The sequence below is a fragment of the Prevotella sp. LMAG:51 genome (assembly GCF_008680225.1).
Lineage (GTDB): Bacteria > Bacteroidota > Bacteroidia > Bacteroidales > Bacteroidaceae > Prevotella > Prevotella pectinovora.
In genome coordinates, this window is the sequence record NZ_NALQ01000015.1 from 125,770 (window position 1) to 150,021 (window position 24,252).

Annotated in this window: 20 protein-coding genes; 10 read left to right on the forward strand and 10 right to left on the reverse strand. The window is 47.8% G+C overall.

Annotated elements, in window-relative coordinates:
* Positions 1-27 precede the first annotated feature (27 nt).
* Positions 28-654 (forward strand): DUF3109 family protein, encoded by a 627-nt coding sequence (locus CCC32_RS04850; protein WP_044065677.1) that lies wholly within the window; start codon positions 28-30, stop codon positions 652-654.
* Between the two features lie 275 nt (positions 655-929).
* Here the strand turns inward: CCC32_RS04850 and CCC32_RS04855 are convergent, their stop codons facing one another.
* From CCC32_RS04855 to CCC32_RS04895, 9 genes are all read right to left on the reverse strand, one after another.
* The gene (locus tag CCC32_RS04855; RefSeq protein ID WP_287072689.1) at positions 930-2,645 is read right to left on the reverse strand and encodes a tetratricopeptide repeat protein; all 1,716 of its coding nucleotides are present in this window, start codon (positions 2,643-2,645) and stop codon (positions 930-932) included.
* On the reverse strand, positions 2,642-2,986 hold the full coding sequence (locus CCC32_RS04860) for a hypothetical protein (protein ID WP_287072691.1): 345 nt from the start codon (positions 2,984-2,986) through the stop codon (positions 2,642-2,644). The genes CCC32_RS04855 and CCC32_RS04860 overlap by 4 nt, the downstream gene beginning before the upstream one ends.
* Positions 2,987-3,279: 293 nt before the next feature.
* Complete coding sequence (locus CCC32_RS04865) at positions 3,280-3,636, reverse strand: hypothetical protein (RefSeq protein WP_287072694.1); 357 nt, start codon at positions 3,634-3,636, stop codon at positions 3,280-3,282.
* Between the two features lie 398 nt (positions 3,637-4,034).
* Complete coding sequence (locus CCC32_RS04870; protein ID WP_287072696.1) at positions 4,035-4,676, reverse strand: hypothetical protein; 642 nt, start codon at positions 4,674-4,676, stop codon at positions 4,035-4,037.
* A gap of 46 nt (positions 4,677-4,722) precedes the next feature.
* Positions 4,723-5,547, reverse strand: coding sequence for a leucine-rich repeat domain-containing protein (locus CCC32_RS04875; RefSeq protein ID WP_287072698.1), 825 nt, complete (start codon positions 5,545-5,547; stop codon positions 4,723-4,725).
* Positions 5,548-5,590: 43 nt separating this feature from the next.
* The gene (locus CCC32_RS04880; protein ID WP_287072701.1) at positions 5,591-5,830 is read right to left on the reverse strand and encodes a hypothetical protein; all 240 of its coding nucleotides are present in this window, start codon (positions 5,828-5,830) and stop codon (positions 5,591-5,593) included.
* 214 nt (positions 5,831-6,044) lie between these two features.
* Complete coding sequence (locus tag CCC32_RS04885; RefSeq protein ID WP_022317193.1) at positions 6,045-6,800, reverse strand: succinate dehydrogenase/fumarate reductase iron-sulfur subunit; 756 nt, start codon at positions 6,798-6,800, stop codon at positions 6,045-6,047.
* 95 nt (positions 6,801-6,895) lie between these two features.
* On the reverse strand, positions 6,896-8,878 hold the full coding sequence (locus CCC32_RS04890; RefSeq protein ID WP_022317194.1) for a fumarate reductase/succinate dehydrogenase flavoprotein subunit: 1,983 nt from the start codon (positions 8,876-8,878) through the stop codon (positions 6,896-6,898).
* 36 nt (positions 8,879-8,914) lie between these two features.
* A complete protein-coding gene (locus CCC32_RS04895) occupies positions 8,915-9,592 on the reverse strand; it encodes a fumarate reductase cytochrome b subunit (protein WP_022317195.1) in 678 nt (225 codons plus the stop codon).
* A 326-nt stretch (positions 9,593-9,918) separates the two neighbouring features.
* On the opposite strand from CCC32_RS04895, the gene mnmG reads away from it, so the two are divergent.
* The 8 genes from mnmG to CCC32_RS04935 all read left to right on the forward strand — a co-directional run bounded on the left by mnmG (position 9,919) and on the right by CCC32_RS04935 (position 20,043).
* A complete protein-coding gene (gene mnmG / locus CCC32_RS04900; RefSeq protein WP_287072705.1) occupies positions 9,919-11,790 on the forward strand; it encodes a tRNA uridine-5-carboxymethylaminomethyl(34) synthesis enzyme MnmG in 1,872 nt (623 codons plus the stop codon).
* Between the two features lie 205 nt (positions 11,791-11,995).
* Entirely contained in the window at positions 11,996-12,526 is a 531-nt protein-coding gene (locus CCC32_RS04905) for an adenine phosphoribosyltransferase (protein WP_042518100.1), read from the forward strand.
* A gap of 2,013 nt (positions 12,527-14,539) precedes the next feature.
* The gene (gene uvrC, locus CCC32_RS04910; protein WP_287072707.1) at positions 14,540-16,372 is read left to right on the forward strand and encodes an excinuclease ABC subunit UvrC; all 1,833 of its coding nucleotides are present in this window, start codon (positions 14,540-14,542) and stop codon (positions 16,370-16,372) included.
* 70 nt (positions 16,373-16,442) lie between these two features.
* Positions 16,443-16,895: a D-aminoacyl-tRNA deacylase gene (gene dtd / locus CCC32_RS04915; RefSeq protein WP_287072709.1), complete on the forward strand. Its 453-nt coding sequence runs from the start codon at positions 16,443-16,445 to the stop codon at positions 16,893-16,895.
* 57 nt (positions 16,896-16,952) lie between these two features.
* Positions 16,953-17,201, forward strand: coding sequence for a hypothetical protein (locus tag CCC32_RS04920; RefSeq protein ID WP_156136941.1), 249 nt, complete (start codon positions 16,953-16,955; stop codon positions 17,199-17,201).
* On the forward strand, positions 17,198-17,566 hold the full coding sequence (locus CCC32_RS04925; protein WP_022316886.1) for a nucleotide pyrophosphohydrolase: 369 nt from the start codon (positions 17,198-17,200) through the stop codon (positions 17,564-17,566). Before CCC32_RS04920 ends, CCC32_RS04925 begins: the two co-directional genes overlap by 4 nt.
* Before the next feature lie 41 nt (positions 17,567-17,607).
* Positions 17,608-18,546: a deoxyribose-phosphate aldolase gene (deoC, locus tag CCC32_RS04930; protein WP_042518125.1), complete on the forward strand. Its 939-nt coding sequence runs from the start codon at positions 17,608-17,610 to the stop codon at positions 18,544-18,546.
* A gap of 105 nt (positions 18,547-18,651) precedes the next feature.
* Positions 18,652-20,043: a hypothetical protein gene (locus tag CCC32_RS04935; RefSeq protein ID WP_287072713.1), complete on the forward strand. Its 1,392-nt coding sequence runs from the start codon at positions 18,652-18,654 to the stop codon at positions 20,041-20,043.
* Positions 20,044-20,187: 144 nt separating this feature from the next.
* Here the strand turns inward: CCC32_RS04935 and CCC32_RS04940 are convergent, their stop codons facing one another.
* A complete protein-coding gene (locus CCC32_RS04940) occupies positions 20,188-21,165 on the reverse strand; it encodes a polyprenyl synthetase family protein (protein WP_044065683.1) in 978 nt (325 codons plus the stop codon).
* Between the two features lie 207 nt (positions 21,166-21,372).
* On the opposite strand from CCC32_RS04940, the gene polA reads away from it, so the two are divergent.
* Positions 21,373-24,138 (forward strand): DNA polymerase I, encoded by a 2,766-nt coding sequence (polA, locus tag CCC32_RS04945; protein ID WP_287072715.1) that lies wholly within the window; start codon positions 21,373-21,375, stop codon positions 24,136-24,138.
* Positions 24,139-24,252: the final 114 nt, after the last annotated feature.

Sequence of the window (24,252 nt, forward strand, 5' to 3'; positions counted from 1 at the left end):
TCAACTCGTCAACTAAAAAATACTACAATGGCAAATGATTCATCAATAAACGGCTCCAATGGAGCTTACATACCTATTCTGCAGGTGGGCGACGTGCTGATATCGTCGGACATCATAACGGAGCGCTTCTGCTGCGACCTCGACGCATGCCACGGCATCTGCTGTGTGGAGGGCGATGCCGGAGCACCGGTGACCATCGACGAGATTTCTAAAATCGAAGACTCGCTCGACACCGTGTGGAACGACCTTTCGGCATCGGCACAGGCAGTAATCGACAAACAGGGAGTGGCGTATGCCGACCGCGACGGCGACCTCGTGACGAGCATCGTGGGGGGAAAGGACTGTGTCTTTACGTGCTACGACAACGGATGCTGCCTGTGTGCGCTGGAGAAGGCGTGGCGGGGCGGCAGACTGAAGGATTTCTGCAAGCCTATCAGCTGTGCCCTGTATCCTATCAGGGAGAAGACGTTCGACAATGGTCTCGTAGGACTGAACTACAACCGATGGGAGGTATGTCGCGATGCCGTGAAGAAGGGCAGGGAGATTGACCTGCCGGTATACAAATTCCTGCGCGGACCGCTCGTGCAGCGATTCGGCGAAGAGTGGTATAAGGAACTGGAAGAGGTGGCAGAGGCGTTCTGCGGAAAGAAATAGCCTGACGGCGACTATCCCAACCCGTTAGTTCGCTGCCGCCACATATCATCATACGCGAAAGCAGCACTATCCTGACATACGGATAGCTGGAACTAACAGGCTGAAAAAGTAGGTGTACAAATACTGTAGAAATACGACAAAGAGATATGTCGGTATTACGTTACTGAATTGCGATTTCTGCAAAAAAGATATTCTGCCATTTACAAAGATTTCAGAAACTTGTCGAACTCTTCGCCGGTACAGTCTTTCCCCAGCAAACGCCTTTGGAGCTTGGATTATGCCTTGGAGATTGTACTCCGCCCTCTGCCAAGAAGGACAGCTATCCTTGAATCTGACAAATCGCTTACTTTTATCAAAAGGCACATCAGAAAATCCTGCGCACTCATTGTGCATATAGAAAAAAGACTTAGTTTGAAAGACGGGAACAGTCTGTTGGCTTCTTTCAACAGCATTTCCGTTTCGTCAGCAGAAAGAGGGTGGCCATTTTTTGCCTTTGTCTCTATTATACTGCATATCTCCGTTTCCATAAACATAAACCGCACATTGTCACTCAAAGCCCGTTCGCTGCTTATCATATTACTCCTGTTTTTCAGGCTCTCCTTCAGCAGTTCTATCTCCTTGGCTTTGGCTGCGTAAAGACTGTGTGTGACTGACAGCTTGTTCTCAAGTTCTGAAATTTTCTTCTCGCGCTCATTTATGCTATTCTCACTCTGCTCCTGCAGCGAAACTCTGAATTTCTCCAATCGCATGGAGCGCTCTATGCCTGCACGTTTAAGTTTGCGGTATCTCAACACGCCCCAAACCAAAATAAAAACTGCGGCTATGGCAGACACTGATATCACTACTGCTGTTCTCCGGGCCCTGATTTCAAGTTGCATAGTTCGCTCTTTATATTTGGAATAGTTATACATGGCATTCATCCGGGCAATAGAAGTCTCCACATTGTTTTTTTTCAATGAGTCGTCATACTCCTCATATTGCAGAATAAAGTCGAGCGCCGCTGTTATATCTCCTTCCTCACGATATATCTTTGCCAGATATTTGCTGGCTTCCTTCTTGGCTTCAGCCGTATTTGTATGATAGAGCTTCGTAAAATAACAACGGGCTGAGTCACACCTACCCAACCGAAAATATGATAAGGCAAGGACATCGTAGAAGGAGTCCAGACTTGGATTATCTTCACCTGCGGTTGAGACGACTGGCAGGGCAAGATTCTTTGCCTTGTCATATTCACCGTTGTACAGGTAATATGAGGCCATAGAACTGAGCATCTCATTATACAGATTGGTATCTCTTTTTTCACTGGATATTTTCAGAGCCTGCCTGTAATACGCCAGACAACTGTCACTACCCTGCGCCTGATAGGCATAAGCTATTTTCTGGAGCGTATATGCCATCATGGCTGTATCACGTCTAACGCTGTCAGTCTTAAATACGCTTCTGAAATACGGCAATGCCGATTGATAGAAAGACTGTTCGTACAAGAGCATACCAATCTGGAAATCCAAGGCGCTCGACAGCTTGTCTGCATGCTCTCCATACTCTTCCTTTGCCTTGTGATAGTATTCCAAAGCCATTGGCATGTCGTTCATGTCGCGATAGGCACTGCCTACATAATAATACGCTTGCGACAGGATTTTTCTACCGGCATCATTCTTTTCAAAATAGCGAAGAACTTTTGTCGCCTCTACGGCATCTTTCTGTTTGACAAACATTTTGTCGTTAATCTTTATCGTCAACAGTCTGATATACCATTTATCCGGTTCGGAGAAATGTCTGCCGGAATGCCTCATGGCATTCAGCCGTACTGAGGCTGCCTCTGGGTTATCATCACTAAGATTGTCTATGACAACAAGTTCCTTGGAAAAAGACAAGGCATTGTTACCCGGATAGAGGATAAATACTGATAATCCGACAATTAAGAGAACTATGGCAAGAACTGTCACTTTCTTTATTCTGCAAATGCTCGCTATACCGCCAAAAGGCTTCATAAACAAATATTTTTTATATAACTCCCTTTACACATAAATGTGGAAAGCCTGCCAAACGTTACCACCACCATACTGTTAAAGCCGCCAGCGCTGACGTAGTTCACCATATAGGCACGCTGACCTTTCAGCAGACGTTTACCATTGCTTATATAACGCTCGGGAACGAAATTTATTGCTTTCCGTGGAAGGCTTCTCGCTATGAAATTTTCTCCACCCACGCATTTTCCCGTGGCATCGTCTGTCACTGACACTGCAACATTATAGAAGCTCGTGTCCGGGATTGCTTCATCGGCATAGAATGAACAGCCCAAACTTGTGACAAGACATTCTCCTGCTTCCATCTTGATGCCGGAGATTTCCGCATCGTTGCCTTCGATGGCTGGCTATCTATTTCAAAATTTTCTTTCCGTTGACTATATACATGCCCTTTGCCAGGGCGTTGATGTTATGCCTTGAGCTGTTCTGTAAGCTCGCGCATATTGCTTGCCGTCTTGGCTTGCTTCATAACTGGAAAATCAAGTTCTTCTTCCTGACTGCAGGAATGCAATGCCACCATGCCCATGGTGACTTTGCTAAAAAAATTAATCTTTTCATAGTCATCAATATTAAATGTCAGTATTAAGAGTGAATATTGTTATTGAACAATATCGCCGCGGAGATGGCGGTCATCATAATACAGGTCGATGGTCGAGGGTTCTGAATAACCGCCATTGGGAACACGGATTATAGTGCCCATGTTGTCTATCGTCTCGCTCGAGACATGAATGATACTGCCGCACTGGTCTTTCACTATTACAGTCACATCGGTCAACAGTGTGTCGGACTTTATCGTGATGTCACCGCCGGAAACGTCTACCTGCGGAACTTCATAACGGTGCCCGTTATGATTTGGAATAGTATGATCTACCTCGACAAGCGGAACACTCAACGACTGTGCATTCAATCCAGAAACAGAAAACAATGCAAATAAAATCGGTATAATTTTTTTCATAAATATTATCTTTTAGCTGCAAAGATAAGTACTATGAAAAAACAATGAATAATTTCGTTGTTGAATTTTTGTTGAATTCTTATAACACACTATTACCCAACATATTACAATAAATTGGGTAGGAGGTAAATGTTATTCATAAAAGGCATTTACCTCCTACTTTCACATTTACCGACCTCCCACATCACCGTACGTGCCGTTCGGCATACGGCGGTTTCGTGCTTTTACACCTTGCGGTGTGTGGCAAGTTGTTTTCAGCCATCCCTTCGAGATACGTCACTTCTATTCTATTGTCGAAATCATCACACTAAATAACGCAGGTAAAGGACTTGCCAATCAAGACAAGCCCTCTACCCTAATTTATACATGATAACTTTACCTTACACTAACTTAAAAATCTATTGCAGCTTATACGTTTCTGTCTTAACTCCATTTACAATAAATGTCACCATCACTACGCTGTTTATACCACCTACGCTATTAAAATGCACAGTATAGTTTTTCTGACCTTTAGGCAGATGGGTTGTCTGACCTTTTACCGATGTCGTGGAAACTATCACATCCACATCTTCTTGCAATTCATGTCGGAAAGTTATGTAGATACGTGAAGTTGCGGCATCAATCTTGAGTGATTTCTGCAACAAATCATTAACCACTTTCAACGAGTCGTAAACGAGCGCTCCATCCTTCTTGGAACAAACGCGGACTTTATACTCGCCTAATACAGGATTATCACCAATGGCAAAGGTATATCCTTCTCCCAAATATCGGCCATCTGGATCGAACCATTGACATGACACACGTTCTGAAGCATCACTCAATGTAAGGAAATGCTTTCCATTGTATATATAACGCTCAGGAGTCACTTTTATTGCTTTCCGCGGAAGACTTCTCACTATGAAATTCTCTCCACCCACGCATTTTCCCGTGGCATCGTCTGTCACTGACACTGCGACATTATAGAAGCTCGTGTCCGGGATGGCTTCATCGGCATAGAATGAACAGCCCAGACTTGTGGCAAGACATTCGCCTGCTTCCATCTTGATGCCGGAGATTTCTGCGCCGTTGCCCTTGATGGCTGGCTATCTATTTCAATATTTTCTTTCCGTTGACCACATACATTCCCTTTGCAAGGGCGTTGATGTCGGTACCGACATACCTTCCATCAAGTGTATAAATCCTGTCTGACTTAATGCCTGAGGTCGTTACAGCATTGTCTATTCCCGCAACGTCATACTCCTTTATTGTCTTAAAGGCAGTGCTCCAGGTCTCGTCTGCCTCAAAAGCTGACTTGGCGCCTTGGGGAACGTAGAGCACAACATCTTCGGAAATGTCTTCAAACACTTTTTCACCAAGGGTGATTTCACTTGGAGATGAAGCATGCAGAATGAATGATTTCAGATATCTGCAGCCGGCAAAGGCCATGTACTCGATTGACTCTACACTTTCCGGAAGGTCAAGGGTTTCAAGATTGTTGTAATAGAAAGCTCCATAGCATATCTTTTTCAGACCATACGGCAATGTAACATGCTTAAGATTGACACGGTAATATCTCTCTTCCGTCTTTATGCTCTCGTATCCGTAATTCCAAGTATCTTCGCCTATTCCTAATACGCATACGGCTGGAACGCGTGGTTTGAAAGCCATTGTACCGATACAGTCATCCACAAGTTTGCAATTCTCCAGATTAAGTCCTGTCAGATCAAAATACTCTGCAAGGTCACGGAGTTGATAATAGTTCTTGTTTCCCAATGTTCCTGTCACGACAATAGAATCAACATCTCTCCATTCGTCGCTGACCGGGGAGGGGGTGAATACGCCGTCCTGCGTCAACTCCACATACTTTATGTTCTGGGCGTTCATGCATAATGAACTGGCAAGCACGAACAGCAATAAAAAGATTTTTTTCATAGTTTTATCCTTTCTATAATTAAATGATTAAAAAAATGGATTGTCACTCTGCGTTTATACTCGTATAAGTCATGCTCTCGGAATATAGGATGCTCGCGAAGGCTACCTGGATGCCGCGGTATGCTATATCACTGCATGCCTTCAGCTGCTCTGTCAGCTCACGCATGTTGCTTGCCGGCTTCATCCGGCTCTCGACAGGAACCTCTGTCGTATCTTCTTGAGTACAAGAATTGAGCGTTGCCATACCAAGGACAAGCGCCGCAAAAATAAAACGTTTTTTCATAATATATCAATTAAATTGTTTGATCAATATAGACCACTTTATTTTACAGTGCAAAGATAATTACGAAAAAAGGGAACAACTGAATTTCGTTGTTGAATTTTTGTTGAATTCTTATAATACTCTGTAACCCAACATATTACAATAATAAAATCGGGGCCGCTGCCAACTTTGAGCAACGACCCCGATATAGAAAGCTATGATTATTATGCTGTTTTTAGTCAGCCAACTTAGCCTTGATGAACTCGCGGTTCAAGCGGGCGATGTTTGAGATAGACTCGTGCTTAGGACATTCAGCCTCGCAAGCACGGGTGTTGGTACAGTTACCGAAGCCCAGCTCTTCCATCTTCATAACCATCGCCTTGGCACGCTTGGCAGCCTCCGGACGGCCCTGTGGAAGGAGAGCGAACTGGCTCACCTTAGAGCTTACGAAGAGCATGGCAGAACCGTTCTTACATGCTGCCACACACGCACCGCAACCGATACATGTGGCGCAGTCCATTGCCTCGTCGGCAGCCTCCTTTGAGATGAGGATGGCATTTGCGTCCTGAGCCTGGCCTGTGCGAACGCTGACATAACCACCAGCCTGCATGATCTTGTCGAAAGCGCCACGGTCTACCATACAGTCCTTGATGATAGGGAAAGCGGCAGAACGCCATGGCTCAACAGTGATAACGTCGCCGTCCTTGAACTTACGCATATAGAGCTGGCAAGTGGTGGCTCCTGTGTTTGGTCCGTGTGGATGACCGTTGATATAGAGTGAACACATACCGCAGATACCCTCGCGGCAGTCGTGGTCGAAAACGAAAGGCTCCTGGCCTTCCTCGATGAGCTGCTCATTGAGAATATCGAGCATCTCGAGGAACGAGGTGTCGGTAGGAATGTCCTTCATCTCACGTGTGTCAAAGTGTCCCTCTGCCTGAGGACCATTCTGACGCCAGAATTTCAGTGTGAATGATATATTATTTTCCATTGTTGTTGTTGTTTTATCGATGACGAGAAGACGATAAGAATAAGGAGAGTATAATTTCCTTGTCTGCCCGTCTACTCGTTTACTCGTCTACTGTATTAATTCTTATAGTTACGTGTCTGAACCTTGATAGCCTCGTAGTGGAGAGGTTCCTTGATGAGCTCAGGAGCTGTCTCGTCGTCGTTCTGATACTCCCAGCATCCAACGTAGAAGAAGTTCTCGTCGTCGCGCTTAGCCTCACCTTCCTCGGTCTGATACTCCTCACGGAAGTGACCTCCGCAAGACTCGTTACGAGAGAGAGCGTCGTAAGCCACGAGCTCGCCCATCAGCAAGAAGTCACGCAGGTGGATAGCCTTGTCGAGCTCCACGTTGAGACCATCCTTGCTTCCTGGGATGAAGAGATTGGTGTTGAACTCCTTGCGGAGCTTCTTGATGAGCTCCAGGCCCTCTTTCAGTCCCTCTGCAGTACGTCCCATTCCGACGTGCTCCCACATGATGTGTCCGAGCTCCTTGTGCAGAGAGTCAACAGAGCGCTTGCCCTGGATTCCCATCAAGCGGTCGATCTCAGCCTGTACGCCCTTCTCAGCCTCTGCAAACTCAGGCAGGTCGGTAGAGAGACGAGGCCAGATGGCCTGGTCGGCGAGATAGTTCTGGATGGTGTATGGCAATACGAAGTATCCGTCGGCAAGACCCTGCATGAGGGCAGAAGCACCGAGACGGTTTGCTCCGTGGTCAGAGAAGTTACACTCACCGATAGCGAACAGACCGGTTATTGATGTCATCAGCTCGTAGTCAACCCAGATACCACCCATTGTGTAGTGGATGGCTGGATAGATCATCATCGGGTTGTAATATTTAACTCCGTTTATCTCGTTTGCCAGCTCTCCTGGATTAACGTCGGTAATCTCCTCATACATGTCGAAGAGGTTGCCATAGCGCTGACGAACCACGTCGATGCCGAGGCGCTCGATACTCTCTGAGAAGTCGAGGAATACGGCAAGTCCAGTGTTGTTCACTCCGTAGCCCTTGTCGCAACGCTCCTTTGCTGCACGAGAGGCAACGTCACGAGGCACGAGGTTACCGAATGCCGGATAGCGGCGCTCCAGATAGTAGTCGCGGTCTTCCTCTGGAATGTCAGAACCCTTCTTTGTTCCAGCCTGCAGAGCCTTGGCGTCTTCAATCTTCTTAGGCACCCAGATACGTCCGTCGTTACGCAGAGACTCCGACATAAGAGTCAGCTTAGACTGCTTGTCGCCGTGTACAGGGATACATGTAGGGTGAATCTGCACGTATGATGGGTTTGCGAAGTAAGCACCCTTGCGGTAGCACTGTACGGCTGCCGTACAGTTACATCCCATGGCGTTTGTAGAGAGGAAGTAAGCGTTTCCGTATCCACCGGTAGCGATAACCACGGCGTTTGCAGAGAAGCGCTCCAGCTTGCCGGTAATGAGGTTCTTGGCGATGATACCACGGGCACGTCCGTCGATGATAACCACGTCCTCCATCTCATAACGGGTGTAGAGCTTCACACGGCCTGCGTGAACCTGTGCGCTCAGTGAAGAATAAGCTCCGAGCAGCAGCTGCTGACCTGTCTGTCCCTTTGCATAGAATGTACGAGACACCTGTGCTCCACCGAAAGAACGGTTGGCGAGCATACCGCCGTACTCACGTGCGAAAGGCACACCCTGAGCCACACACTGGTCGATGATGTTGTTAGACACCTCAGCAAGACGGTAAACGTTTGCCTCGCGGGCACGGTAGTCACCACCCTTCACGGTGTCGTAGAACAGACGGTATACCGAGTCACCGTCGTTCTGATAGTTCTTTGCTGCATTGATACCACCCTGTGCCGCAATAGAGTGAGCGCGGCGTGGAGAGTCCTGTATGCAGAAGTTTAAAACGTTGAAGCCCATCTCTCCGAGGCTTGCCGCTGCGCTGGCACCAGCCAGACCAGTACCAACTACGATAATGTCGAGCTTCAGCTTGTTCTTTGGGTTCACCAGGCGCTGGTGAGCTTTATAGTTAGTCCATTTTTCGGCCACTGGGCCTTCTGGAATTCTTGAATCTATTGTCTTAGCCATAATTATGTATTACTAAATTATGAATTAATAATGTTATTAGCAGCAGCCGCAAAGTCCTTTAGCAGCGAACCACAGCACTACAACGAGGAAGCCGAGGCAGAGGAGCGTAGAATACGCGATACCGATGACCTTCCAGCGGCAGTACCAAACCTTTCCGTTCCATCCGAAAGTCTGCATAGCGCTCCAGAATCCGTGTGTGAGGTGGAACCAGAGAGCCACGAGCCATACAATGTAGAGCACTACATACACCGGGCAAGAGAATGTGTCTACGATGTAGGCATAACCGTCGGCAGGATGGTGAGCCACTGCGATGCCTGTCAACTCTGCGAACATCATGTTGTACCAGAAGTTGAAGAGGTGGAGCAGCAGTCCGAGGATGATGATGATACCGAGCACGAGCATGTTCTGAGATGCCCACTCCACGCCCTGAGGACGGGTAGTCACGGCATAGCGCTCATTACCGCGGGCCTTTCTGTTCTGCATCGTGAGCCAGAAGGCATAGACGATGTGAAGCACCGCCAGGGCAGCAAGGCCGGCTGTAGCTACAAGAGCATACCAGTTGGCACCGAGGAACTCGCAGATCATGTTGTAGGCATCCCCCGAGAAGAGGGCTACGATGTTCATTGACATGTGGAACGTCAAGAACAGGATAAGCGCAACACCTGTTACAGACATCACGACTTTCCTTCCAATAGATGAATTACATAACCACATAAATTGAATGAAATTTAAGTATTAAAAGTTTGAATTAATTGATATTCTGCCATAATACTGCACACCCCGCCCGCCGACAGACAGAGCATACGATTTAAACCCACAATACTTTATAATAGGTATTGCAGACCGTTAACTCGACTGCAAATATACTCCAAATTAGCGATAAATCAAAGCAATCGTGTAAAAATTCAATTTTAATGCTTAAATTTGCGCCTGTTTGAGTGGAGCCAATCTCACGACACCATGCAATTATAAAAGTCGGCATTGCAAATAGGCTATAAACAGGCCGTTCGCTCACCGGCAGGTCAAGTAAACAAAAATATATGAATTTCAAATACGACGTTTTAGTGATCGGCGGAGGACACGCCGGATGTGAGGCTGCCGTGGCGGCGGCAAACATCGGGGCGAAGACATGCCTTGTCACCATGGACATGAACAAGATTGCGCAGATGAGCTGCAACCCGGCTGTGGGAGGAATAGCGAAAGGACAGATAGTGAGGGAAATCGATGCCCTCGGCGGAGAGATGGGCCGCGTGACCGACGCCACGGCAATACAGTTCCGTATGCTGAACCGCTCCAAAGGACCGGCGGTATGGAGCCCTCGTGCACAATGCGACAGGGAGAAATACATCTGGAAATGGAGGACGGTGCTCGACGCCACTCCCAACCTGGACATCTGGCAGGACCAGGCTTCAGAACTCATCGTGGAGAATGGAAGGGCTGCCGGCATAAAGACGGTTTGGGGAGTGGAGCTGAGGGCGGGCAGCGTGGTGATCACGGCAGGCACGTTTCTCAACGGACTGATGCACATCGGCCGCCACAAGCTGCCGGGAGGACGAATAGCGGAACCGGCTGTGGTGGGATTCACAGAGAGCATCACAAGCCACGGCATACGGTCGGCAAGGATGAAGACGGGCACCCCGGTGAGGATAGACCGCCGCTCGGTGCATTTCGAAGACATGGAGATACAGGAGGGGGAAATGGATTTCCACCAGTTCAGCTTCATGGGAAACCACAGGGTGCTGAAACAGCTGCCCTGCTGGACCTGCTACACCAACAAGGAGGCTCACGCCGCGCTGTTGAAAGGACTGCCGGACTCACCGCTCTACAACGGACAGATACAGAGCATCGGACCGCGCTACTGCCCTTCTGTGGAAACCAAGCTGATGACTTTTCCCGACAAGGAGCAGCATCCGCTGTTTCTGGAACCTGAAGGGGAATCGACAAACGAGATGTATCTGAACGGATTCTCATCGAGCATGCCGATGGAGGTGCAGCTGGAAGCGCTGAAGAAGATTCCGGCGCTGAGGGATGTTAAGATATACCGTCCGGGCTACGCCATAGAATATGACTTCTTCGACCCCACACAACTTGAGCACACTCTGGAATCAAAGGTGATAGAAGGTTTGTACTTCGCCGGACAGGTGAACGGCACCACGGGATATGAGGAGGCTGCCGGACAGGGAATGATTGCCGGAGCGAACGCTGCGCTGAAGAGCAGCGGCGGCGGTGAGTTCATACTGCATCGCGACGAGGCTTACATCGGAGTGCTGATAGACGACCTCGTGACGAAGGGGGTTGACGAACCGTACCGTATGTTCACGAGCCGTGCCGAATACAGAATACTCCTCCGACAGGATGACGCCGACGCCAGACTCACGGAGAAGGCTTACGATATCGGATTGGCAAAGAAGGACCGCTACGACTGGTGGATGCAGAAAAAGGAATATATCGACAGAATCATCGAATTCTGCAAAAACGCTCCGGTAAAACCGAGAGAGGTGAACGCCTTCCTTGAAAGCATCGGCACTACTCCACTGAGGGAGGGATGCAAAATCTTCGACCTCATCGCCAGACCGCAGATCAACATGGCGAACCTATCGGAGATTTCTCCCCAACTGAAAGAACTGCTCGACGCTGCTCCTAACCGCGAGGAGGAGATTACAGAGGCTGCCGAGATAAAGATGAAATACAAGGGATACATCGAAAGGGAGAAGATGATAGCCGACAAGATGCACCGTCTGGAGGACATCAAGATAAGAGGCAGATTCAAATACTCCGAGATGCTGCAGCTCTCCACCGAAGCTCGCCAGAAACTGGAAAAGATAAACCCTGAGACTCTCGCACAGGCAAGCAGAATACCGGGCGTTTCACCGAGCGACATCAACGTTATGCTCGTGTTGCTCGGAAGATAAGAGCGGATGGAACAGGTTAATGTTTCACGTGAAACAAATTTCGATAAACGGTTTGAAAACTAACAAGTTATGAAAAATGACAAAAGTGTTTTCATCATCCGTTTTCACCGTGGAACAACAACTGAAACCGAACGAAAGCAACGGCAAAAGATATCATCAGAGAAAAAGAAAACAATAAAAGAATAAACAAATAAAAACGTAAGAAATGAACAACGAGAAACTTTTAGAGAACCTGAGATGCATACCGGATTTTCCTCAGAAGGGTGTCAACTTTAGAGATGTCACTACCCTATTCAAGGATCCGGAATGTCTGAAGATAATGGTTGACGAACTTTATGAACTGTATAAGGACAAGGGCATCACGAAAATCGTAGGAATAGAAAGCCGCGGATTTGTGCTTTCATCGGCTCTCGCCCTGAAGCTGAACGCCGGTGTGGTGTTGTGTCGCAAACCGGGAAAGCTCCCTGCCGAGACTATCCAGGAGAGCTACAGCAAGGAATATGGCAAGGACACCATAGAGATACACAAGGACGCTATCACCGAAGACGACGTGGTGTTGCTTCACGACGACCTCCTCGCCACCGGCGGCACGATGCGTGCGGCATACAACCTGGTGAAGAAGTTCAACCCGAAGAACATCTACGTGAATTTCATCATCGAACTGGTTCACGAGAATCTCAACGGCAGGGCTAACTTTGAAGAAGGAACAGATATCACATCACTTCTGAAGGTATAACCCCATCGGAACAAAGGAAACGGAAAAACCGCAATATATCGCAACAGACGCCCTGCAAGGCGAAAAGCAGAAGACAACGACGCTTTTCTCTTGCAGGGCGTTTTTGTACCATTTCGGATGTCGGGATAATCTTTCTATCTATAGTATGGTGCCTATATATACTTTTTAAAAATCACCGAAAAAGTATCAAAGTATCATTTTTGCCGTTAATTTCCCATTTATACATTTAGCACACAGCATTTTAGACGAATGATACTTTTCTGAGAAGCTTACAATAAAGTATCACAGAAGTATCATTGAAGTATCACAAACAGCAATAAAACGGCATATAATGCGACGGAACAGAAACAAACACCACCTATTTCGTCGGGACTAAGCATATCTCAATGGAAAACCAACGTTGGTTTTATCTTTTAGGGTAGTGAATGGTTTCTTTTGGGTAGCAAACATATTCTTTTTGGGGTAGTAACCATGTTTCTTTGAGATAGCAACCACGTATCTTTTAGTTAGTAAACCAGTATCTTTTAGGTAGTAAGCCCGTACCTTTTAGGCCGAAAACAATACATTTTTGGGCAAGCAGCGTGCCCAACATGGGCAAGCACGTTACCCAACATGGGCAAGCACGTTGCCCCACTTGGGCATAAATCCCACCAAGAACGTGCCCATTGGGTAATGAATACCGAACGCTGATTTCCACAATGGCTCAAGGCGAACAAGAGAACAAAGCGGAGAACAAACAGCCAGAAGAGGAATTGCTACAGCACTTGCAAATTCTGCTAAATCCAAAACAAAATCCAAATATCACTGACGAAATATTATCAAAAAATGGATACGTGAAAGACCGATCTGTGTAAAGTCTGTGCTATCCGTGTTTCATTTTTGATTTGTATCCCTGCCGCAGGCTGGGGACACCACACCTTACCACGGAATAACAATATCAGTGAGCATATAGCGCCCATCTGCCTACGGCGATGGGCACAGGTCTAAAATAAAACACGGATAGCACAGATTTTACACGGATTAGTCATCACGGATTATTTTAGACCTGTTTTCTTTGGATTTTATAAGGATTTCCGTGGATTCGGGAGTGCTTATGGCACTCCCTTTTTCTGAAAGGCATCAGTAAAGACAGAAGTTGCCCGTCCTATGACATCAGCCCCCACCTAGCCTCCCCCGTTGGGGAGGGACAGATACCATTGACTGTCTGGATACCATTAACTGTCTGAATACCATTAACCGTCTGGATACCATTGACTGTCTGGATATGATAGACTGTCTGGATACCATTAACCGTCTGGATACCATTGACTGTCTGGATACCATTGACTATCTAGATACAATTAACCGTCTGGATGCCATTGACTGTCTGAATATGATAGGCTGCCTAATTGTCTATGATTTATCAATGACCAGAGTAACCGGCATCTCCCCTTCGGGGGAGAACGAGAGGGGGCTGATGCTCATTGGCAGAAGTGAACATCCGATAACAATTGTGCATCGCGAAGCATATCAAAAATAGGAAGTGCCCCAGCACTTGCAAATCCTGCTCAATCCAAACCAAGATCCAAGAATCATTAGCTAAATAACATCAAAAAAAGATCCGTGAAAGACCAATCCGTGTAAAGTCCGTGCTATCCGTGTTTTTTTTGATTTGTGTCCCTGCCGCAGGCCAGGGGCACAAAGACAACACGGAATAACAATATCAGTGATAAGCCCCATCCACCACCCATCAGCATCCGCACATCCTCACAGATAAATTTCCCTCAAACTCTTGTAAGAACCAAACGAGATGCTTATCTTTGTATGGCTGCACGAGACAACAGAGAGGCCCGCAGACGGAACACAGGAGCCATACAGCAGACAACACAAATCTGCACTCCAAAAACTGCGGAAGCCATACGGCAGACAAGAGGCGCACAAGGCGCATCGACAAACAAGAATAAAGAAGGGATATTAAAGTTTCACGTGAAACATTATCATCCAAAAGTTCTATGAAACAAGAAGTTAGAGAAAATGACAAAAGAAGAAAATGAAAAGCGGTTGGAGCATCTGAGGGGCATAGTCAGCAATCTGCCTGGCAAGCCCGGCAGCTACCAATACTACGACAAGGAGGGCACCATAATCTATGTGGGCAAGGCAAAGAACCTGAAGAACCGAGTGTCGTCATACTTCCATAAGGAGGTGGACAGATACAAGACGAAGGTGCTCGTGAGCAAGATATGGGACATCACATACACGGTGGTGAACACGGAGGAAGACGCTCTGCTTCTTGAAAACAATCTGATAAAGAAATACCAACCCAAATACAACATTCTGCTCAAGGACGGCAAGACCTACCCTTCTATCGTTATCACGAAGGAGTATTATCCGAGGATATTCAAGACAAGAGTGATAAACAAGAAATTCGGCACCTATTACGGTCCGTTCAGCCACATCAGCACGATGTATGCGCTGCTTGATATAATAAAGAAAGTGTATAAGCCCCGCACCTGCCGACTGCCGCTCACGGAGGAGGGCATAAGACAAAAGAGATATTCTCCCTGCCTGGACTACCACATAAAGAACTGCTCCGGGGCGTGTATAGGCAAACAGACGCACGAGGAATATATGAAGAACATCGAGCAGGCTCGCGAAATACTGAAAGGAAACACGCGCGAGGTGCAGAAAATGCTCTTTGAGGAGATGCAGAAGCTTGCCGAAGAACTGCGTTTCGAAGAGGCGGAAGAGATAAAGAGGAAGTATATATTGCTCGATAATTTCTGCTCCAAGAGTGAGGTGGTGAGCCATACCATCAACGATGTGGACGTGTTTACTGTGACCGACGACGAGAATATCGCCTTTGTGAACTATATCCATGTGACTAACGGCAATATAAATCAGGCGTTCACCTTTGAATTCAAGAAAAAACTGCATGAAAACGAGGATGAGATCCTGCCTGTCGCCATCATGCAGATAAGGGAGAAACTGGGCAGCAAGTCGAAGGAAATCATCGTGGCACACGACATCGAACTGCCTCTCGACGGCATCACGCTGACCATTCCGCAGAGGGGCGACAAGAAAAAACTGCTGGAACTCTCTGAAATGAACGGCAAGCAATACCGTTTCGACCGTCTGAAACAGGCTGAAAAACTAAACCCTGAGCAGAAGGCGGTGAGACTGATGAAGGAGATTCAGGAGGCGCTGAAACTGCCCAAGATGCCGTATCAGATAGAATGTTTCGACAACTCCAACATCAGCGGAACAGATGCCGTGGCAGCGTGTGTGGTGTTCAAGAAGATGAAACCAAGCAAGAAAGACTACCGCAAATATAATATAAAGACCGTGGTGGGACCCGACGACTATGCCTCTATGAAGGAGGTGGTGAGAAGACGCTATTCACGACTCATGGAGGAGGAACAGCCACTGCCCGACCTCATTATAACCGACGGTGGAAAGGGACAGATGGAGGTGGTGAGAGAGGTGATAGAAGACGAGCTGCATATCGACATACCTATCGCCGGACTGGCTAAAGACGACCGCCACCGCACCAACGAACTGCTGTATGGATTTCCTCCGAAGGTGATTGGAATGAAGACGGACAGCGAACTGTTCCGGCTGCTGACACACATCCAGGACGAGGTGCACCGCTTTGCCATCACTTTCCACCGCGACAAGCGGTCTAAACACGCCCTGCATTCGGAACTTGACGACATCAAAGGCATCGGACCAAAGACGAAAGAGGCGCTGATGAAGGCGTTCAAGACGGTGAAGAAGATGCGTGAGAGCGATGTGGAGAGCCTGGCAGAGGTGGTTGGCAGACAGAAAGCGGAATTGTTAAGAGAATATTTCGACAGTAAAAAGCAGTAATTTATAGGGGAATATTTTGCGGTAATTCAATAAAAAGGTAACTTTGTAGACAGAATAAGAACATAAAAAGATGAAAGTTGTCATACAGCGCGTGGGCCACGCATCGGTAACGATAAACGGCACAGTGAAATCAAGCATCGGAAAGGGTTTTCTGATACTCCTCGGAATAGGCTGCGAGGACACCCAGGAAGACATAGACTGGCTGGTGAAGAAGGTAGTGAACCTGCGCGTGTTCGACGATGAGAACGGCGTGATGAACCGTTCTATACTCGACGACGGCGGCGATATAATAGTGGTGAGCCAGTTCACTCTGATGGCATCCACAAAGAAAGGCAACCGCCCTTCGTGGATTCATGCCGCTCCACACGAACTCTCGGTACCGCTATACGAGAAGTTCTGCAGCGATCTCAGCACAGCCCTCGGGAAGCCTGTAGGCACAGGCGAATTCGGTGCCGACATGAAGGTGGAACTGCTCAACGACGGACCGGTGACCATCTGTATAGACACAAAGCACAAGGAATAGCAGCAAAAAGAAACCATAATAAGATTAATGGGAAAAGAACAAACAGAAATAAAAGGAATGGAAAAGAAGAAGCTGAAAACGCTTCCTCTGGCGCTTTTCATCATGTTTGGAGCAATCAGCATGGCAGACAAGCTGTGGCTGCAGAACGAATACGTGAGACTGGCGGCATGGACGTGTCTCTGCGGATGCATAAACGCCGACTTCTTCCTGTCGGAAAACAAAACGGCAAAAGCAATAACATTGGTCCTGAGCATAGCGTGCGACGCTATACTGATATGGGACATATACCAAATCATTACAGCATGACGATAAAAGAGGCACAAGAGACCGTAGACAAATGGATAAAGACGTATGGAGTGCGCTATTTCTCGGAGCTCACGAATATGGCTTGTCTCACTGAGGAGGTGGGCGAACTGGCTCGCGTGATGGCACGCACCTACGGCGACCAAAGCTTCAAGAAGGGAGAAAAACCAAACCTGGGCGAAGAGATGGCAGACGTGTTGTGGGTGCTCATCTGCCTTGCCAACCAGACGGGCGTGGACCTGACGGAGGAGCTGCAGAAGAGTCTGGAAAAGAAGACGCAGAGAGACCACGACAGACACCGCAACAACCCCAAGCTGAAGTCGGCTTCTACCCCACCCGACAACGGACAGGAAACGGATAAGGAATAAGAAAACAGAATAGGAAACAGAATAAAAACAACTTTATTATGATGACAGAAAAAGAAACACCAAAGGCGGAGAGCACCCTGAAAGCAGCTACACCAAAGGCGAGCAAATATGAAGAGGCTCTGAGCAAGTATAATACAAACCTCGACGACAACGAGGTGCGCGAGGCTGTGAAGAAGATCATCACGGAGAAAGTGCATGAAAACGACAACCTGGACGTGAAGAGATTCCTCATGGGAAGCATCGAACTGACAACCCTGAAGACCACTGACTCTGAGGAGAGCGTACTGGCTTTCACAGAGAAGGTGAACGAGTTTGACGAGGCGTTCGGCGACCTGCCACACGTAGCCACAATCTGCGTATATCCTTGCTTTGCAAAGGTGGTGAGCGAGACTCTCGAAGTGGATGGCGTTGAGGTGGCTTGCGTATCGGGCAGCTTCCCGTCATCACAGGCTCTCATAGAAGTGAAGGTGGCTGAAACTGCACTCGCCGTGAAGGATGGAGCTACGGAAATCGACATCGTAATGCCGGTGGGCAAGTTCCTCAGCGGCGACTACGAGGGCGTTGCCGACGATATCAGCGAGATGAAGTGTGCATGTGGCGACAAGCCGATGAAGGTGATTCTGGAAACGGGCTGCCTGAAGACCGCCTCTAACATCAAGAAGGCTTCAATCCTCGCCATGTATGCCGGCGGAGACTATATCAAGACATCCACAGGCAAACTCGAGCCTGCTGCCACACCGGAGGCTGCCTACGTGATGTGTCAGGCTATCAAGGAGTATTATGACGAGACTGGCATCCAGATCGGTTTCAAGCCAGCAGGAGGCATCAACAGCGTGATGGACGCCCTCATATATTACACCATCGTGAAGGAAGTGTTGGGCGAGAAATGGCTGACAAACAAGTGGTTCCGCCTCGGTACCAGCCGCCTCGCCAACATGCTGCTCAGCGAAATCGAAGGACAACAGATAAAGTTCTTTTAAACCACAATCGGTCATTAAGACTAAAACAGACAGGTAGACTGGGAAGCGAACGGTTTCCTTGTCTACTTGTCCACAAAAAATATACACATTTTAAACCACAAGGTTATGAAAAGAATTGTACTCATTTCATCTGCCATGATGGCGTTAGGCACCATCACAGCAAGTGCACAGATGCCAAAGCTGAATGCTGGCATCATGTCGAAAATCAAGTCTGCCATGGCTAAAGTTATCAAGAAAGAGTCAACCATCGTGGGTAATGTAGCCACAACGGGCATGGATCTGAAGACCACAAAACCCTGCAAGACCACAAGCTACGACTATGTAAACGGAGCGTGGCAATGGGACGAAACCACACAGACAGAATACAACAGCAAGGGATATGTCACGGCAACGGTGACGGAAGACGGTGACGGCAAAATCAGAACCGAAAACACCTACGACGACAAACTGGATGGCTTCGTGACCAAGGTGACGGAATATACATGGGATGCCGCTACCGGCACATGGACAAACCCAACGGTTGTGATGTCGGTAGAACTGACTCGCGACGAAAAGGGACACGTGACAAAAGAGACTATATACTCCCTGGATAAAGACACGAAAACATTGGTGAATGAGGGGGAATACAACTTCGTATATGACTCCAAGACAGGCGAACTCTACTCTCTATCCACCGTGATAGAAGAGAAGGACGAAAAGTCTGGAGAGGTAACATCGGTGCCATTGTTGATAAGTGTACAGAAATGGTATAAATACAATCCCAACAAGATTTTCGACTTAGGAATAAGCGACCTCGAAGGAGACATGTTAGGCGATACAGAGAACATGATAGAGAAAGGTACTATCAGCATAACTGTCATGAACATTCCTATAATAGGAACTATCAGGGGCGAATATACAGATACTAAAAGCACCATCACCGTTAAACTCAATGGTATCCTGAACGTCACGATGTCAAACGAAAAGCTCGATGACTATGGCAGCAACAGGACAGATATGACCATCTCCAGCGGTACATACAACACAATGGTGGAGACCATCACGGAGACCAACAACGAGCATGGCGACTGCATAAAGGTAGTGAGCGAACAAGCAAGTACCACTGGCGCAAAAGCTGCCGGCATCGGAGATATCGATACGGATATGGATGGCAACTACACCTTGACCATGGACTACGAATATCTGGAGACTACAAGCAAACCGGCATACGACTTCATGACCGGCAACAACGGTTTCATCAAGAAGAGCATGGTGGTGAACAGACTTGACGCACAGACGAATACTTTCTCACCTATACAGAAAGTGACATACGACGAGTATGTTGACTATGTATCAGGCGCTACCGGCATCGACAAGGTGACAGGAAATGCCTCTGAGAACCAAAACAAGACGTTCTATAGGCTCGACGGCACTAAGGTGGGCAACCAACTGAACAGCGGCGAGAAAGGCGTTTATATCGTAAAAGAAGGCGGCAGGACCTATAAAGTGGCAAAATAAAATGATTGCCATACAATAGAATAGCATAATGCTACGATATATAAGGCGCATCTGGAATCGGTCCGGATGCGCCTTTTATATTTGTTTTAAACCAAATCGGTAATTAGGGGTTGCTTGATTCTTGGTATTTTAGAAAGGTGGATTTTACTTCTCCCTGCGTATCACATAATCGAGATAAGCCACAAGACTCTTTCTTAGAACCTCAGAACGGACATGGGTATCAATGAAACGGATTGCTTCGGCATGGAAGTTCCACATCTGTTTCTCGGCATAGTCGATACCACCGTTTCGTTTGGCGAAATCCACAAGCAGAGCTATCTCATCAGCAGTCGCCGTGCGTTGCTTTACCTTATAGGCGAGTGCAGTCATCGCATCGTCGCATACGGTGTTGAGGGCATAGATTACGGGCAGGGTCAACTTACCCTCTGCCATATCGTTGCCCGTAGGCTTACCGATATCCGAAGAGTCGTAATAGTCGAAAATATCATCACGTATCTGGAATATAATACCGAGATCTTGTCCGAATTTCTTCGCACTTTCTATCTCCTGTTCACTGGCTCCTGCCGACAATGCTCCGATGGCGCAGCATGCCTCGAAGAGAGCTGCCGTCTTCTGCTTAATCACCTGATAATAAACATCTTCGGATATCTTCTCGTTGGCGATATTAGAGAGCTGGAGTATCTCTCCACTTGCCAGCGTGCGACCCAGTTCGGCGAGGTATTTCACAATCTGCGTGTTCTTGGTGTATGCCACATGCAGCAATGCCGTGGACAGCAGATAGTCGCCAACGAGTACTGCCACCTTGTTGTCGTATTCGGCATTCACCGAAGCCTGCCCCCTACGCTCGCTGCTCTCGTCCACCACATCGTCGTGAACGAGACTGGCGGTATGGAGCAGTTCAAGACCTACGGCGGCATTCTGTGTGACATCGGTCACATCGCCGAAATTGCGTGCCATCAGCAGGATGAGCATCGGACGCATGCGCTTGCCGGTGCGCTGACGGATATATGCAAGGGCTTGCGACAATAGTCCGTCGGTATGCGACAACGAGCTATTGAACAGGTTGTTGAAATCATCAAGGTCGCCCTCTATCGGCTGCTTTATTAGTGATAAATAGTCCATTACGTGAAATTTGATACAAAATTACATTTTTTATCCGATTAATCAGAAAAAATAAGTAATTTTACACGATATTCTTGATGAATGGAAAAAAAAACAGTGTCTCTTTAGGTCCTGAGGGCTGATTACAGGGCACAACCGGCGGTGTGGCAGTATAAGAAACAGGTAACACCGCCTACATAGCAACAACTAAGAAAAAGAACTGAAAGAATGGACAAACTTTTCCTTCTCGACGCATATGCGCTGATATACCGGTCATACTATGCGTTCATAAAAAATCCCAGGATAAACTCCAAGGGCATGAACACGTCAGCAATAATGGGCTTCTGCAACACCCTACACGAGGTGATGACAAAGGAGAAGCCCACACACCTCGGTGTGGCGTTCGACCCACACGGACCTACGTTCCGCAACGAGGCTTACAAACAGTATAAGGCTCAGCGCGAAGAGACTCCGGAAGACATCAGGGCTGCCGTGCCTATCATTAAGGACATTCTCGGAGCTATGCACATTCCGGTGCTCGAAGTGGCTGGCTATGAGGCTGATGACGTGATAGGAACTCTCGCCAAGAAAGCCGGAGAGATGGGACTCGACACATATATGCTCACACCAGACAAGGACTATGGACAGCTCGTGGGAGGAAACGTGAAGATGTTCAGACCAAGACACGGAGGCGGATATGAAACTCTCGACGAAGAGGGAGTGAAGGAAAAGTATGGCATCGACTCTCCGCTGCAGGTAATCGACCTGCTCGGACTGATGGGCGACTCTGCCGATAATATTCCGGGATGCCCGGGAGTGGGAGAAAAGACGGCAGTGAAACTCATCAACCAGTTTGGCGGTATCACTGCCCTACTCCAACGAACCGACGAACTCAAAGGCGCTCTGAAAAAGAAGGTGGAGGAAAACAAAGAACAAATTGAGTTCTCAAAATTCCTTGCCACAATAAAAACCGATGTCCCCATCGAACTCAATCTCGACGAACTGAAGGTGAAGGAGCCGGACGAAGAAAGAATAATAGAAATATTCAATGATTTGGAGTTTAAAACCTTTATCCAGCGATTCCTTAACAAACCTAAACCACAGCAAAAAAGTGTTTCAAATCAGCTCAATCTCTTTGCCGATTTTCCAGACGATGGGAAGGAAACGATAAAAAACGGCGCTTCTCAGAGCTTGAAAACAATGATTCACAAATACGAACTCGTTGATAAAGAGGAGGATATAAAGAAACTGTATGACTTTTTAATTACAAACGATTTTGTTAGTTTTGACACAGAAACGACTTCTACCAACGCTATAGATGCAGAATTGGTGGGATTGAGCTTCAGCGTGAAGGAAAAAGAGGCGTATTATGTGCCGGTGTCAAGCAATCGTGAAGAAGCAGAAAAAATAGTTAATATATTTAAACCTCTCTACGAAAACGAAGAAATTCTCAAAATCGGACAAAACATGAAATACGACATCGAGGTACTCGCCAACTATGGTGTGGAGGTGAGAGGCAAGATGTTTGACACCATGATTGCCCACTATCTCATCCAACCGGAAACGAGACACAATATGGACGACATGGCGGAGACGTATCTCGACTACAAGACGATTCGCATAGAGGAACTTATCGGTCCGAAAGGAAAAGGCCAGAAGAGCATGCGCGATCTGCAGCCAAGCGAGGTGTATGAATATGCCGCCGAGGATGCGGACATCACATTGCAGCTGAAGAACAAGCTGGAACCGGAACTGAAGAAGCGCGGCGCCTACGATCTGTTCTTCAACATAGAGATGCCGCTGATGCCGGTGCTCGCCGAAATGGAGATGAACGGAGTGCGCATCGACACGCAATCGCTGAAGGAAACATCCAGGACTCTCACTGAGCGCATGCACGAGATAGAACAGCGAATCCATGAGTTGGCTGGCATGGAATTCAACATCGCATCACCGAAACAGGTGGGCGAGGTGCTGTTTGAAAAGATGAAAATCGTGGAGAAGGCGAAGAAGACAAAAACAGGACAGTATGTCACCAACGAGGAGGTGCTGCAGTCGCTGAAAGGCAAGCACGAGATTGTGGCTGACATTCTGGAACACAGAGGGTTGAAGAAACTCCTCGGCACGTATGTGGATGCTCTGCCGAAGCTTATCAATCCACGAACGGGGAGGATTCACACATCGTTCAACCAGACCGTGACTGCCACGGGACGCCTGTCGTCGAGCGATCCCAACCTGCAGAATATTCCTGTGAGGGGCGAGGACGGAAAGGAGATAAGAAAGGCTTTCGTACCGGAACCGGGCTGTGAATTCTTCTCTGCCGACTACAGTCAGATAGAGCTGAGAGTGATGGCTCACTTGAGCGGCGACGAGAACATGATAGAAGCGTTCCGCGAGGGACACGACATCCACGCTGCCACGGCGGCAAAGATATACAAAGAAACCATCGACGAGGTGAGCAGAGACCAACGCACAAAGGCAAAGCGTGCCAACTTCGGCATCATCTACGGCATTACGGTGTTCGGTCTGGCGGAACGACTGGAGATAAGCCGCGACGAGGCAAAGAAGCTGATAGAAGGATACTTCGAGAACTTCCCGAAGGTGAAGGAGTATATGGACAAGAGCATCCAGATGGCACGCACCAACGGATATGCCGAGACGCTGTTCCACAGACGGAGATACCTTGCCGACATCAATTCTCACAATGCCACGGTGAGGGGTTTCGCCGAGCGAAATGCCATCAACGCTCCTATCCAAGGCACTGCAGCAGACATTATAAAGGTGGCGATGATAAATGTATACCGCCGCTTCAGGAAGGAGGGCATCAAATCGAAGATGATTCTGCAGGTACACGACGAATTGAATTTTTCCGTTCTTCCCGAAGAGAAGGAGAAGGTGGAGAAAATCGTATTGGAGGAGATGCAGAACGCACTGAAGATGCAGGTGCCGCTGGTGGCTGACTCTGGATGGGGGAAGAACTGGCTGGAGGCGCATTAAAGCAATCCACACCGACACCTGACACCTGACACCCACCCTAGCCCTCCCGAAGGGAGGGGACTGTAAGCGACCCAACCTAACCCTCTCAAAGGGAGGGGACTGGAAGCAGAAAAA